13 protein-coding genes are annotated in these 14,255 nt (G+C 57.1%); 9 read left to right on the top strand and 4 right to left on the bottom strand.

The annotated features are described in order from the left end of the window. Positions 1–30: 30 nt before the first annotated feature. Complete coding sequence (slmA, locus tag B9Z31_RS06250) at positions 31–672, top strand: nucleoid occlusion factor SlmA (protein ID WP_100118680.1); 642 nt, start codon at positions 31–33, stop codon at positions 670–672. Between the two features lie 9 nt (positions 673–681). Here slmA and B9Z31_RS06245 read toward each other — a convergent pair whose 3' ends face one another. Then, positions 682–1,956, bottom strand: coding sequence for a D-alanyl-D-alanine carboxypeptidase family protein (locus B9Z31_RS06245; protein WP_100118776.1), 1,275 nt, complete (start codon positions 1,954–1,956; stop codon positions 682–684). 209 nt (positions 1,957–2,165) lie between these two features. Here B9Z31_RS06245 and B9Z31_RS06240 point away from each other — a divergent pair, with 209 nt between their 5' ends. Together B9Z31_RS06240 and B9Z31_RS06235 are read left to right on the top strand one after the other, a co-directional pair. Beyond that, positions 2,166–2,435: a helix-turn-helix domain-containing protein gene (locus B9Z31_RS06240; protein WP_100118775.1), complete on the top strand. Its 270-nt coding sequence runs from the start codon at positions 2,166–2,168 to the stop codon at positions 2,433–2,435. Beyond that, the gene (locus B9Z31_RS06235) at positions 2,425–3,657 is read left to right on the top strand and encodes a type II toxin-antitoxin system HipA family toxin (protein WP_100118679.1); all 1,233 of its coding nucleotides are present in this window, start codon (positions 2,425–2,427) and stop codon (positions 3,655–3,657) included. The genes B9Z31_RS06240 and B9Z31_RS06235 overlap by 11 nt, the downstream gene beginning before the upstream one ends. Before the next feature lie 342 nt (positions 3,658–3,999). On the opposite strand, the gene tkt is transcribed toward B9Z31_RS06235, so the two are convergent. Next, a complete protein-coding gene (tkt, locus tag B9Z31_RS06230) occupies positions 4,000–5,982 on the bottom strand; it encodes a transketolase (RefSeq protein WP_100118678.1) in 1,983 nt (660 codons plus the stop codon). A 143-nt stretch (positions 5,983–6,125) separates the two neighbouring features. Further along, positions 6,126–7,001 carry a LysR substrate-binding domain-containing protein gene (locus B9Z31_RS06225; RefSeq protein ID WP_100118677.1) on the bottom strand — a complete coding sequence of 292 codons (876 nt, stop codon included), beginning with the start codon at positions 6,999–7,001 and terminating at the stop codon, positions 6,126–6,128. Positions 7,002–7,143: 142 nt separating this feature from the next. Between B9Z31_RS06225 and B9Z31_RS06220 the strand changes: the two genes are divergently transcribed. The 6 genes from B9Z31_RS06220 to B9Z31_RS06195 all read left to right on the top strand — a co-directional run bounded on the left by B9Z31_RS06220 (position 7,144) and on the right by B9Z31_RS06195 (position 12,737). After that, the gene (locus tag B9Z31_RS06220; protein ID WP_100118774.1) at positions 7,144–7,893 is read left to right on the top strand and encodes an SDR family NAD(P)-dependent oxidoreductase; all 750 of its coding nucleotides are present in this window, start codon (positions 7,144–7,146) and stop codon (positions 7,891–7,893) included. A gap of 61 nt (positions 7,894–7,954) precedes the next feature. After that, on the top strand, positions 7,955–8,947 hold the full coding sequence (locus tag B9Z31_RS06215; protein ID WP_100118676.1) for a TRAP transporter substrate-binding protein: 993 nt from the start codon (positions 7,955–7,957) through the stop codon (positions 8,945–8,947). Positions 8,948–9,066: 119 nt separating this feature from the next. Continuing rightward, positions 9,067–9,573: a TRAP transporter small permease gene (locus B9Z31_RS06210; protein WP_100118675.1), complete on the top strand. Its 507-nt coding sequence runs from the start codon at positions 9,067–9,069 to the stop codon at positions 9,571–9,573. Positions 9,574–9,594: 21 nt separating this feature from the next. Further along, positions 9,595–10,854, top strand: a complete 1,260-nt coding sequence (locus B9Z31_RS06205) for a TRAP transporter large permease (RefSeq protein WP_100118674.1) — start codon at positions 9,595–9,597, stop codon at positions 10,852–10,854. Between the two features lie 28 nt (positions 10,855–10,882). Then, on the top strand, positions 10,883–11,722 hold the full coding sequence (locus tag B9Z31_RS06200) for a transketolase (protein WP_100118673.1): 840 nt from the start codon (positions 10,883–10,885) through the stop codon (positions 11,720–11,722). Positions 11,723–11,732: 10 nt separating this feature from the next. Continuing rightward, positions 11,733–12,737 (top strand): transketolase family protein, encoded by a 1,005-nt coding sequence (locus B9Z31_RS06195; protein ID WP_100118773.1) that lies wholly within the window; start codon positions 11,733–11,735, stop codon positions 12,735–12,737. Between the two features lie 299 nt (positions 12,738–13,036). On the opposite strand, the gene manD is transcribed toward B9Z31_RS06195, so the two are convergent. Then, positions 13,037–14,248, bottom strand: a complete 1,212-nt coding sequence (gene manD / locus B9Z31_RS06190) for a D-mannonate dehydratase ManD (protein ID WP_100118672.1) — start codon at positions 14,246–14,248, stop codon at positions 13,037–13,039. Positions 14,249–14,255: the final 7 nt, after the last annotated feature.

Here is a 14,255-nt window from a genome sequence, read left to right as displayed (position 1 = left end):
TCCATCATTTGAAAAAACAGCGGGGGCGACATGTCGGACCAAGAGCCACAAAGCGAGCGATTTTCAGAAGGTGATGAGGCCCCCGTGCGCAAACGCCCGCGTCCGGGCGAGAGACGCTTGCAAATTTTGCAAACCCTGGCCGCCATGCTGGAGCAGCCGGGTGCCGAGCGCGTCACCACGGCCAGTTTGGCCGCCAAGATCGGCGTGAGCGAAGCGGCTTTGTACCGCCACTTCGCCAGCAAGGCGCAGATGTTTGAAGGCCTGATCGATTTTGTGGACCAATCGGTCATCGGACTGATTCGGCAGGTCACCGACCGTGAACCCGCGGGTGCTGTGCAGGCCAGCCGCATCGTCGCCTTGTTGCTGCAATTCGCAGAGAAAAACCCGGGCATGAGCCGCGTGATGATCGGCGACGCCTTGGTGCTCGAGCATGAGCGTTTGCAAGAACGCATCAACTTGCTGTTTGACAAGATCGAGGCGCAACTGCGTCAATCCCTGCGCGAGGCGAACGCCGCGTCCAGCACGCCCACCGTGGACACCCAGGTACAGGCTTCTGTGTTGGTCGCTTTCATGCAAGGCCGCTTGCAGCGCTTTGCCCGTTCGGGCTTCAAGCGCCTGCCCTCAGAGCATTTGCAGGCGGCTTTGACGCGGGTGCTGGAGCGGCACCCCTGATCCTGCGGCTTACTTGCCGAACAAGCGGGTCAGATGCTGCCAAGCCAACAACAGCCAGCCTGAGCGCTCCACGTCGGTCTGCGCCACCAGCGCTGCTTCGCCCACTGGTTTGCCATTGGCCGTGGCCACGACTTTGCCCAGCACAGCCCCTTTGGCGAGCGGGGCTTCCAAGCCCGTTTTGAGTTCCACCGCGGTTTGCACGCTGGTGCCGCGCGGCACAGTGATCATCCAAGGCGCAGCCAAGCCTGCGGACACGGTGTCGGCCTTGCCAAAGTTGACCTTGGCCGTGCCGGCCACCGCGTTGGCTGCCAGCGGGCTGACTTTTTCGAAACTGCCAAAACCCCAGCCGAGCAGCGTGCGGGTTTGGTCAGCCCGTGCCTGCGCACTGTGGGTGTTGAGGATGACCGAGATCAGCCGCGTGTCGTTGCGCTTGGACGATGTGACCAAGCAATACCCCGCCTCGGCAGTGTGGCCTGTTTTGAGGCCGTCCACGGTGGGGTCGGTGTAAAGCAGGGCGTTGCGGTTGCCTTGCTTGATGCCGTTGTACTTGAACTCGCGTTCAGCGTAGAGGGGGTAGTACTCGGCACCGTCCTTGATGATGGCGCGCGCCAAAATGGCCAAGTCGCGCGCGGACGACTTGTGCGCCGGATCGGGCAGGCCGGTGGGGTTCACAAATTGGGTGTGCGTCATGCCCAAACGCTGGGCCTCTGCGTTCATCAGTTTGGCAAACCCCGCTTCAGAGCTGGCCATGTGCTCGGCAATCGCCTTGGACGCGTCGTTGCCCGACTGGATGATGATGCCGCGCAGCAGGTCGATCACGGTGGCTTGGCTGTTCAAGGGCAGGTACATGCAAGACTCTGCGCTGGTGCCTCGGCACCAGGCGTTCTCGCTCACGGTGACCAGGTCGGTGGGCTTGAGCTTGCCCGAGCGCAGCGCCTGCTCGACGATGTAGCTGGTCATCATTTTGGTCAGCGAGGCGGGAGGCAGCGCCTCGTTGGCATTGGCCGAGGCCAGGACCTCGCCAGAGTCAAAGTCCATCAGCAGCCAAGCTTTGGCCGGCAGTGCCGGCGCGTTGGGGGCCAGGGCCACATCTGCGGGCAGTGGGGGCAAAGCATTCACCGCTGGCGCCCCCTTTTTGGACGCTGCGGACTTGGCCGGGGCCGATTTGGCGGTGTTTGTTTTGGCCTTGTGGGGCTTGGCGGCCCAAGCGCCAGAGCTGGGCAGCAGGGCGCCCACGGTGATGGCGAGCGCGACGGAGAGGATGGAAAAATGGGGGGTGTGCATGGTGTTCATCGGTAATGCCCCCATTGTCGCGGATTGCGGCCTGCCATTTGGTGCGCTGTGCTGCAAAGGTCATGGGGGCCGTGCCGCAAATCGCCCTGGGTCAAGAAGTGCTTGGTGCCTCATGCGGCCATGGGTTTTGGGCTAAGCTTGCCGGGCTATTTTGCAAGTTATGGCTTGCAATATGCAGTTTAAACCATAAAATGAAAGCCATGACTGACAATATTCGTCTGCCCGATGAACTGGGCCAACAACTGCAAGCACACCGAAAAGCGCTGGGCTTGAGCAAGTCCGCGCTGGCTGAAAGGGCAGGCAAGGTCCGCGAAGTCATTTACCGGCTGGAGGCCGGAGAAGACACCACCGTGTCCTCACTGATGGCCGTCATGGGGGCCTTGGGCCTGGTGATGCGCATGGAACGCGCAGGCCTGCCAACTGCCAGCGAAGTCGCTGCCCGGTTCATGGAAGACGACGATGCTGCCTGAAAAGATTCGTCAACTGAACGTCTCGATAGGTGATGCTGACGACGCGGGTCAACTGATCCGGGCGTCCACCTACGAATTTCGTTATGTGCAGACCGACCCCAAGCAAGCCGCTGTGGCCTTGTTGATGCCGCCCGCGCAGCAGTTCACCTGGCAAGACGGTGACCTTTTCCCACCGATGGATCAAAACCTGCCTGAGGGTGACCTGTTCATGAAGATTCGGGAACTCTTCCCTAAGCAGCAAATGACACCCATGCACATGCTGGCGCTGGTGGGGCGCAACGGCATTGGGCGGCTGGGCTACAGCCTGCCCGGCTCAAGCCCCACGCCCATGCCTCGAACACTCAGTAAAAGCGAATTGCTGGGTACGGCTTACACACCCGAGGTGTTCAACGATCTGGTGGCGGCCTACCTGAGCACAGGCGCGGGCATCGCAGGCATGCAGCCCAAAATCATGGTGCCAGACCGGCCCACCGTGCCGATCCCTTCGCTCATCGTGAAGGCGGCCAGCCCCGCATACCCCGGCCTGGCCGCCAACGAATTTTTGTGCCTCTCGGCCGCACGCGAAGCGGGCATCGAGACCCCAACCTTTGATCTGTCGGACGATGGGCAGATGCTGGTGCTGGACCGATTTGATTTGGTGACGCATGACGATGGCCGTGTAGAGCGCTTGGGCTTTGAAGACATTGCAGCCCTGGCTGGGCTGCGCGTGCGCGACATCTTGTCGGACCGCAAGTACCAAGGCAGCTACCAGCGCATTGCAGAACTGTTGCGCCAACTGCAATTGCCCAGTGACAACTTGCATCGGTTTTTTGAGCAAGTGGCGTTTTCCATCATGGTGCGCAACGGCGACGCGCATTTGAAAAATTTTGGCCTGCTCTACCGTTCATCCGAAGAGGTTTGGCTTGCCCCTATGTTCGATGTGGTGACCACCAGCATCTATACCTACACCCAATACGCAGGCGGCCCCGAACTGGAAGACCGCACGCTGGCGCTCAAGCTGTTTGCGGGCAAACATCACACCAAAGCCTATCCCACTCCAGAAGAATTGGAAGATTTTGGTCACCGTGTTTGCGGCGTTAGGCAGCCCAGGGATACGCTGCAGCGTATCGCTGGGGCCATGCACAGCACCCTAGAACGAGCCAAAAGCGACCCGCGTGTGCCCAAGGCGCTGCAGCAGCAGATGGCGCAAGCTTGGGAGTGGGGGTATGGGTTTGCGGGGTAGGTGGAAGTTACTGGGCTTTCTGCCGCGGTAATGCAGTGACGGCTTCAGGCTGTAAGCGGACTACCGTATTGGTTCATTGATCGGCAGTAGCCAACCCAAAGCGGTCGACCCTACTTCAGACCCAATGGAATTCGTAAAGCTATAGCGGCCTTTAAGAAAACATAAATGCAATCCTAAGACCTGCGTGAAATTTAGAGCTAAAAATCAGACCACGCTGCTATCGAACTCGTTGGTGGACGTCCTGTTGACTCGAGTTCCAACGGTTGATCTCCAGCTAGCGTTCTAAGTGTTGTGCCCGGCATGTCACTGTCACAGTTGAAAAAGATCGTTTTGACGAGCCTCTCAATTTTTCAGCAAAGAAATAGCTAGGGTTGTCACTGCTTCGGGGGTAATTTTGAAAAGCTTGTAAAGGGATTCGGCAGACCCACTTGCTCCAAAGCCGGTCATGCCCACAAAGCCGCCATCGAGCCCAATGTAAGCATCCCAGCCTTGGCGCACAGCGGCCTCAACGCCTATCCGTACACCACTGCCCAATACGCTTTCGCGATAAGAAGCATCTTGTGCGTTGAAGAGTTCCCAACAGGGAAGGGAGACAACGGCAGTGGCGATCCCATCAGCTTCGAGTTGTTCGCGAGCAGCCACAGCCACGGCTACTTCAGAACCTGTAGCCAGCAGCGTGACCTGACGCGTGCCAGAGGTGCTTTCGTGTAGCACATATCCCCCGCGACTTGCCAGGTTGGTCTGTGTGTGAATGGTGCGTACCAAGGGCAGCGACTGCCGTGCAAAGACCAGGCTGACTGGGCCGGTGCTGTGTGCAAGTGCTGCTTCCCAGCACTCCGCTGCTTCAACTGCGTCGGCAGGGCGCATGACCAGCATGTTGGGCATGGCGCGTAGCGAAGACAGAATTTCTACCGGTTGGTGTGTGGGGCCGTTTTTGCCAATCCCTATTGAGTCGTGGCTGAACACGAATTTGACTGGAAGCCCCATGAGCGCCGCCATGCGCATGGCAGGTCGCTGGTAATCGGCAAAGGCCAGATACGTCACCGACAGCGGCAGCACACCGCCGTGCGCCGCCATGCCGTTGGCCATTGAGCCCATTACATGCTCACGCACGCCACAATGCACATATGAGCCACTGCGATCGTCTGCGGTGAAAGCCGTCAGTCCTCGCTTGTGGCTGGTGGGTGCTTCCAAGTCGGCGCAGCCAACCATGCGCTCTGGGAAAACGGGGGTCAGAAGGTCGTTGATTTCGGCCGAGATGAAGATGCCGCTGGGTGCCGGTGGGGCTTGAAGCGCTTCTTGTTTGTAGCCCTGTAACACCAGCTGCCAGTTGTCCGGAAGTTCACCTTTCATCACGCGTTCGAATTCGGCATGTTCCGAAGCGGACAGGCTCGCCACACGGGCTTGCCAGTGTTGGTATTCGGCAGTGCTGCGCAGTCCAGCATCACGCCAGGCCTGTTGCACCTCTGCAGGCACCTCGAAGGGGCCATGTGTCCAGTTCAGCAACTTGCGAGCAGACTGCGCGTCTTCCTCAAACAAGCGGCCACTGTGGCCACCGCGCTGGCCCTGCAGGCGGGCAATGCCTTTCGCAATCACGGTGCGGCAAGCCAGCATGGATGGGCGTGGGTCAGCCTGGGCAGCAGCCAGTGCGGCAGATACCGCCTCAATGTTGTGCCCATCCATTTCGACCACATGCCAGCCCGCCACGCGAAAGCGTTCGGCCACGTCTTCGCTGATCGACAGCGCGGTGCTGCCGTCGTCCGTGATCTGGTTGTCGTCCCACAGCAGTACCAACTTGCCAAGCTTGAGGTGACCGGCCAGCGAGATCATTTCTTGCCCAACGCCTTCTTGAAGGCAGCCATCACCAACAAAAGCGTAGGTGAAATGGTTGACCAGATCCTTGCCAAAACGGGCGTTCAGATAAGCCTCGGCCACCGCCATGCCAAATGCATTGGCAATGCCTTGGCCCAGAGGGCCGGTAGTCACTTCGATGCCAATGGCTGGATTGCGTTCGGGGTGGCCTTCGCAATGCGAACCGAGTTCGCGAAAGCGCTGGATTTCTTCAATCGGAAAACCCGCATAGCCCGTCAAATGCAACAACGAATACATGAGCATGGAGCCATGTCCGTTGGACAACACAACCCGGTCGCGGTCCCACCAAGTGGGCTCGGCGGGGTTGAACTTGAGGTGGCGCGTGTAGAGCGCAGTGGCAATTTCTGCCATGCCCAGCGGCACGCCTTGGTGGCCTTCTTGGGCTTTGACAATGGCGTCAATGGACAAAAACCGAATGGCATGGGCCATGCTTTGCTGGGGGTGAGGATGCATGTTGTGAGCTCATGCACCAGATGGCGCATGCGCCTGTCTCCTGAGTAGGTGCTGTGTTGTCCATGATTTTTGCGTTCCTCGCGCATGAAGACAAGCGAAGATTATTCAGGATTGGATGAGCGTGTTTCAACCAAGGGAACGCTTCAAGTGAGTGCTTCGGATCTCAGCCAGTCGACAAAACTTTGAACCTCTGGGCGCGCAGCGTGCCTGGCTGGATAGACCATGAAGTGAGCTCTCACGGGCATGAACATGTGATTGGCAAACACGGGTTGCAATTTACCGCTGGCGATGAGTGAATGGCCGATACTGCTGCTCTCCAGAGCAACACCGAGTTTCTGTACGGCAGCGTCCAGGCTCATCATGGCTCGGTCAAAGCGCAAGCCCATGCGTTCGGGGCGCAGATCGCCGCCAAATCGGGTAAACCACTCGGGCCACTGCACGACGCTCACGCTCGATTGAATGAGGGGCACCCTCAACAGGTCATGGGGCTCGTGCAGTGCGTGGTTGCGGATGAATTCAGGGCTGGCCAGCGGAAGGATTTGCTCTGTGAATACCGGCTCCACTTCAAGGTTGGGCCAGTTGGGCAAACCGTAACGGATGTCGATGTCCATCTGGCCGAGCTGAAAGTCCGAGTGCACGTGCGAGGCCGACAGCATGAGCGAGATATTGGGGTGCCTTTCGGTGAATCGGGCTATGCGTGGCATCAGCCATAGGCTGGCAAAACTCGGGCTACTGTGCACATACAGGGTGTCTTGTACGCCATGTCTTAAGTCTTCGGTGGCGGTGTTGATGGCCCCCAAAGCGCTGGCAACACGTTGTAAGTATTGCTGGCCCGCGGGTGTCAGTTCCACCCCCCTTGCTGAGCGTTCAAACAGTCGCACTCCCAGAAGACTTTCGAGCTTGGCCACTTGGTGGCTCACGGCCGATGGGGTCAGGTGCAATTCTTCTGCTGCCAGAGAAAAGCTCTTTCGTCGGGCAATGGTTTCAAAGGCCTGCAATGCGCTAAGGGGTGGAATCATGGTGCGTGACAAAAACTGAATCGTTGCAGTGCAACATGAATGAAATTAAACCGCCTGTGAGTTTATATCGTTTGTCTTCATGCAAAGCCTTCCCCAAAATCACGCCACTGACATGAACACCGATAAACCAAAGGAGACCTGCATGTTGCTCAAAGACAAAGTGGCTGTTATCACTGGTGGCGCTGGCCAAAACGGCTTGGGATTTGCCACCGCCCGCATGATGGCCGAACAAGGCGCTCGCGTTGTGATTCTGGATTTGGCCTTAGCCGATCCCCAGGCTGCTGCTGCCCGCTTGGGTGCACAGCATCTTGGCCTAGTGGCCGATGTGACCGATAAGGCTTCTTGCGAGGCTGCTGCGGCCCAGATCAACAGTGCGATGGGTCGCATTGACATTTTGGTGAACAACGCGGGTATTACCCAACCCGTCAAATTCTTGGACATCTCTGGCGCTGACTACGACCGTATTCTGGACGTGAGCTTGCGTGGCACGTTGTACGCATCACAAGCCGTTTTGCCGACCATGATTGCGCAAAACCGTGGCTCGATAATTTGCATTTCATCGGTTTCTGCACAGCGTGGTGGCGGCATTTTGGGTGGCCCGCACTATTCAGCCGCCAAGGCCGGTGTGTTGGGTCTGGCTCGAGCCATGGCGCGTGAATACGGCGCAAACAATATCCGAGTCAATTGCGTCACCCCTGGCTTGATTGCCACCGACATCAACAAAGGGAAAATCCCTGATGACAAGCGCCAAGCAATTTTGGATGGCATTCCATTGGGTCATATTGGCGAGCCCAACGATGTAGCAGGCTGCGTGGTCTTTTTGGCCAGCGACCTGTCTAAGTACTGCACAGGTATCACACTCGATGTGAACGGCGGCATGTTGATCCACTGATCTGATTTTTTCCCTGTACCCAAGGGCATTTGCCCAAAACATTAAAACCTAGGAGACACTCATGACACGATTCAATACACTGCGCCGCACCTTGCTGGCGACCGCCGTTTTGGCTGCTTCAGCATTGGCACAAGCACAGACGGTCAAGCTGGCACTTGGCCATGGCGCGGCGCCGGACAACCCTCGCCACGTGGCCTCACTCAAATTTGCTGAAGTACTCAAAGCCAAAAGTAATGGCCGCATTGAGGTGACTGTTTCACCCTCTGGCCAACTGGGCAATGACGGTGCATTGCTGACTGCCGTGCGCTCCGGGGCGGTAGACATCACCGCCAACAGCCAAGGCGCTGTGGCCAATGTGGTGGGTGAATACGCTGCATTTGGAATGCCATTCTTGTTTGCAGACGTCCAGGCAGCGTTCAAAGTCATGGATGGCCCAGTTGGCAAAGAGCTGGCTGCCAAGACCGAAGAAAAAGGCATGGTGGTGCTGGGTTACTGGGACAACGGGATTCGCCACATGACCAACAGCAAGCGCCCCATCGTCAATCCCGCAGATTTGAATGGTCTGAAGATGCGTACACCACCCGATGCGGTAACCCAGGACATCATGAAAGCCGTGGGTGCAACCCCTCAAACCATCAACTTCACTGAGTTGTACGTTGCCTTGCAACAAGGTGTTGTGGATGGTCAAGAAAACCCCTTGGCCAACATCTATTCAGCCAAGCTCTACGAAGTCAATAAGTACGTTTCATTGACAGGTCACAAATATGAGATGACCCCATTTTTGATGAGCAAAAATGCATGGGGTAAGTTGTCTGCTGCAGACAAAAAAGCCGTCCAAGAAGCAGCAGACGAGGCCACTAAATTGCAACGCCAGCTCTCTACAGATGCTGATGTCAAGTTGGTAGCCGAACTCAAATCCAAAGGTGCGATTTTTAATGCCGCCAACAAAGCTGCATTTGAAAAGGCCACATCCGCTGTGGACGATGCGTGGACTGCAAAAGCCGATGTGGGTGCCTTTGTTAAAAAGGTGATTGCAGCGGCTCGCGCGAAATAAAAATATGCGCCACGCTTCTGCCTGTTGCTCAGGCAATTGAGCGCACCAGAGAGCTCCCAGGCTCAATTGTGTTTGGGAGCTTTTCTGTTCTATTTAATTGTCAGTGAACCGCGTGCACCATGGAAAAAATCATCACCAAAGTCTGCAAGACCATTTTGTGGTTGACCACCAGCGTCATTTTTTGCATCTTGTGCGTGAACACCTTGATGCGTTATGCATTCGGTAAAGGGCTGGATTGGTCCAATGAAGTGCCGGAAATACTTTTCCCTTGGTTGGTAGTAAGCGGTGTTGTGCTGGCTGCGGTGCAGGGCAGTCACATCACCACCAGTTTTTTACGCGATCGGTTGAAACCTGCACACCAGCGCTGGTTGGCGGCTTTGGTGTGGGCGGTGGTTGCATCCCTTTACGCCACGCTATGCATCGCGACATGGCGCATGTTGCCCATCGTGCATGATGAAAAATCGCCCATCTTGGGCGTACCCGCATCGGTGACTTTTGGCAGTGTGTTGCTGGGCATGTTTTGCCTCATGGTGTTGGCTTTGAAAGATTTTGTGACCACGCTGAAAACACCAGCAGCTGAGATTGCCGAAGCCAATGCGGCAGCAACTCCCAATACACACTATTAGAAATCAGCGGAGTCGCACCCCATGAGCTATCTCATCATTGCCGTTTTTTTGACCGCAGCGGCGGCGTCGATCCCAATTGCTCACGCCATTTTGGTGGCTGCTTTGGCTGCAGCCGCAACATCAGACCGTGTTCCACTGGACATCTTGGTGCAAACCATGGTTCAGCAGGTACAAAGTTTTCCGCTCATTGCCATCCCATTTTTCATGCTTACCGGCAGTTTGATGATGGGAGGCAAGCTGGGGGAGGCACTCATTGGCACACTCACGGCTTTGATTGGCCGGTTTCACGGTGGCCCGGGCCAAGTGGGTGTTTTATCCAGCACTATTTTTGGTGGCGTATCGGGTTCTGCTGTCGCCGATGCATCGGCCATTGGCTCGTTGATGATTCCTTGGCAAAAACGCTTGGGTTATCCACCTGCATTTTCGGCGGCCACACTGGCGGCTGCAGCGACCATTGATATTCTTATTCCGCCCTCAATTCCTATGATTTTGTTCGCGCTGTCAAGTGGCGCGAGTATTGCAGCCTTATTTGTGGCGGGTATCGTGCCGGGCCTCTTGATGTGTGGCGGCTTCATGGCGGTATGTTGGTGGGTGGGTAAGCGGCGGAATTTCCCGCGTGAAACAGCGCCATTCAATGTGGCAGCGTTTCTCAAGCATTTACTGTATGCCTCGCCAGCCTTGTTGCTGCCTGCACTCATCATCGTGTTTCTGCGCTTTGGCGTGGCTACCCCCACCGAAGTGGCAGTTCTGTCCACTTTGTATGCCTCTGTGGTTTCTGCGCTGATCTACAAAGACCTGTCATTGGCTCGTTTGAACAAGGCGGTGATGGACGCGGGCTTGTCGACCGGGGTGGTGTTATTGGTCATCATGGCTTCTGCAGCCATAGGGTGGCTACTCACTTTTGACCAAATGCCCAATGGCATTGTGAACTGGGCCAAAGAAAATTTGAGCGAGCCTTGGTTGGTCATTTTGCTCATGAACCTGCTCATGCTGGTTTGCGGAATGTTCATTGACTTGCCCGCAGCGGTCTTGCTGTTAACCCCTGTATTTGTGCCTTTGGCCAAGTCCATTGGTATGGACCTCACACAGCTGGGAATCATGATGACCGTGAACCTGGCCATTGGTTTGTACACACCGCCTGTCGGAACCACTTTGTTTATCACCAGTTCTTTGGCAAAGGTCAAGGTGGGCGAGACCGTTCGCGAACTCGGTCCGTTTTATCTGGTTGCTTTCAGTGTTTTGTTGTTGGTCTCGTATGTGCCTGCTTCCATCCTTAAGTGATTAAGTATTGAGTTATTGGAGAATCACCATGAATTGCAATCAGGACACGCTGTCCTCTCTTGCCCAATGCGCCTATCGCATTCGACGATACGCCTTGCGCATGGGCGAGGTCCAAGGTCAGGGTTATGTGGGGCAGGCTTTGGGTTACGCCGATGTACTGGCGGTGGCCTATGGCCACGCCATGAAGTTCCGTGCCGAAGACCCGGATTGGTCTGATCGAGATCGATTTTTGCTCTCGCATGGTCATTACGCCATTGCCAACTATGCCGCAATGATTGAGGCTGGGATCATTCCCGAAACTGAACTCGAAACGTATGGCAGCGATGACAGCCGTTTGCCCATGTCGGGCATGGCCACTTACACACCGGGTATGGAAATCTCGGGGGGGTCGCTTGGGCAAGGTCTTCCAATTGCGGTGGGCATCGCACTCGGACTGCGTCATCAAAAGAGCCCTGCCTTTGTCTACAACTCCATGTCTGACGGTGAGCTGGATGAAGGCTCGGTCTGGGAGGCGGCCATGTCCGCTGCACACCATGGCTTGGGCAATCTGATCTGCATGGTGGACATCAACAACCAACAAGCAGATGGTCCGTCCACTGCGGTGTTGGGCTTCGAGCCATTGGCCGACAAATGGGCTGCTTTTGGTTGGCACGTTCAGCGTGTGGATGGCAATCATCTGCCCGCGGTCTTGCGCGCCTTTGACACAGCGCGTGCACTGCCCGACGCCAAGCCGCGGGTGATCCTGTGCGACACGCTCATGGGCAAGGGTGTGCCCTTCCTAGAGTCACGCGAAAAAAATCACTTTATCCGTGTGGATCCGCCCGAGTGGAAATTGGCGCTGGACATCTTGGATGCAAATCAACCCTGAGGCCATTGAAATGAATACTGTGACCGACAAAAAGCCCCGACTGACCACCTCGGCCATGATCGCCTCGATCGCGAGTGATGGTCAGCGGGTGCAGGCCGCCCCCTTTGGCAAGGCACTGGTGGCCTATGCAGCTGATCACCCTGAAGTGGTGGGTATGACGGCAGACTTGGCCAAATACACCGACTTGCACTTGTTTGCTCAGGCCTACCCTGAACGTTTTTTTCAGATGGGCATGGCCGAGCAGCTGCTCATGGGCGCGGCTGGTGGCATGGCCAAGACGGGATTGGTGCCATTTGCCACGACTTATGCGGTTTTTGGCACGCGCCGCGCTTATGACTTTATTCATCAAGTGATTGCCGAAGAAAACCTGAATGTGAAGATCTGCTGCGCCTTGCCCGGACTGACCACCGGTTATGGACCCAGTCATCAAGCCACAGAGGATCTCGCCATGATGCGTGCCATTCCTGGCCTGACCATCGTGGACCCTTGCGATGCGCTGGACATTGAACAGGCTGTGCCGCAAATTGCCGAGCACCAAGGACCGGTCTATATGCGTCTGTTGCGTGGCAATGTGCCGATGGTTCTAGACGAATACAACTACAAGTTTGAATTGGGTAAAGCCAAGATGCTACGCGAAGGCTCGGATGTGTTGGTGATTTCCAGCGGCTTCATGACGATGCGCACACTCGAAGTAGCCAAGCAACTTGAGGCGGAAAAGGTGAATGTGGCGGTCATGCATTGTCCGACCATCAAGCCCTTGGATGAAGCGGCCATCATTGGCGAAGTGCGCAAGCCGGGTCGTCTCGTGGTGGTGGCCGAGAACCATTCCATCGTTGGTGGCTTGGGCGAGGCGGTAGCCAGTTTGCTGATGCGTGAAAATGTGATACCTGCCAAATTTCGAATGTTGGCTCTTCCCGACGCTTTCTTGGATGCAGGCGCTTTGCCAACCTTGCATGACCGGTACGGTATTTCGGCTGAGAAAATGAACACCAGAATAAAGGCGTGGTTAGCTTGAGCGTTTCGGCTTCATGATCCAAAACATTTGCTGCTGATTGTGACGATTGAATTTTGGCCGCATTGATGCTCACATAGTAAGTTTGGGGCTTGTGACGGGATATTTTTGACTTCGCTTCAATGCGTAGAAGTTTGTGCAAAGCGGCACTTTATGCCCCTAGTCACCTTTTAGTCGATAGGTGCAGTCCGCCCAACAGCGGACGTAAGGCCAGGGGCTTCTACTTGCCGGTTGCCGCCCCGGATGATCACAAGCTGACTGACCGCAATCGCTGCAAAGCAGGCCCTCATGTTCCGCTCACTTCACCAATTCCACAGTGTCCCATCGTGCTGCAAGCGGTTCACCGGCAGATAAGCCCTTTGATAGGGGTACCGGGCCGCCAGCTTTTCGTCGATGTCCACCCCGTGGCCGGGGGTCTCGCCGCAGTGCATCATGCCGCGCTCGAAGCGCCACGCGTGCGGAAACACCGACAGCATCTCCTCGCTGTGCGGCATGTACTCCTGCACACCGAAGTTGGGCACCCAGGTGTCAAAGTGCAGGGCCGCGCCCATGCACACGGGCGACAGGTCGGTCGCGCCGTGGCAACCGGTGCGCACTTGGTAGAGGCTGGCCAGGTCGGCGATGCGCCGCAGGTGGGTGATGCCGCCGGCGTGGACCACGGTGGTGCGGATGTAGTCGATCAGCTGTTTCTCGATCAGCGTTTTGCAGTCCCAGATGCTGTTGAAAATCTCGCCCACCGCGATCGGGGTGGTGGTGTGGTGGCGAATCCACTGGAAGGCGTCTTGGTTTTCAGCGGGCGTCGGGTCTTCCATCCAGAACAGGCGCATCGGCTCCAGCGCCTTGCCCAATTGGCCTGCTTCGATGGGCGTGAGCCGGTGGTGCACGTCGTGCAGCAAATGGATGTCGGGCCCCACAGCTTCGCGCACGGCTTCAAACAGGCCGGGCGTGTGGCGCAAATACTTCTCGGTGCTCCAGTCGTGCTCGCTGGGCAAACTGCCGTCGGCGGGCTCGTACAGGCGATTCGTGCCGCTCACGCCATAGACCTTGTTCAGGCCCGGCACGCCGCTTTGGGCACGGATGGCCAAGTAGCCTTCTTCCTTGTGGCGCAACACTTCGTCCACGGTCTCGGCGGTGTCGCGCCCATTGGCGTGGCCGTAGACCATGACCCCGGTGCGGCTGCGCCCGCCCAACAACTGGTACAGCGGCATGCCCGCCATCTTGGCCTTGATGTCCCACAGCGCGGTGTCCACGGCAGCAATCGCACTCATGGTCACGGGGCCGCGCCGCCAGTAGGCGCCTTTGTAGAAGTATTGCCAGATGTCCTCGATCTGCTGCGGGTCGCGCCCGATCAGGCAGGGGATCACATGGTCCTCGAGGTAGCTGACCACGGCCAACTCGCGGCCGTTGAGCGTGGCGTCGCCCACGCCATGCACGCCCTGGTCGGTCTCGATTTTGAGGGTGACGAAGTTGCGGCCGGGGCTGCAAACGATGACGCGGGCGGCGGTGATTTTCATGGTGCGG

Origin of the sequence: Limnohabitans sp. G3-2, assembly GCF_002778275.1 — a bacterium.
Classification (GTDB): domain Bacteria; phylum Pseudomonadota; class Gammaproteobacteria; order Burkholderiales; family Burkholderiaceae_C; genus Limnohabitans_A.
Note: the sequence above shows the minus strand (reverse complement) of the source record. Positions and strands in the feature narration are given on the sequence as shown.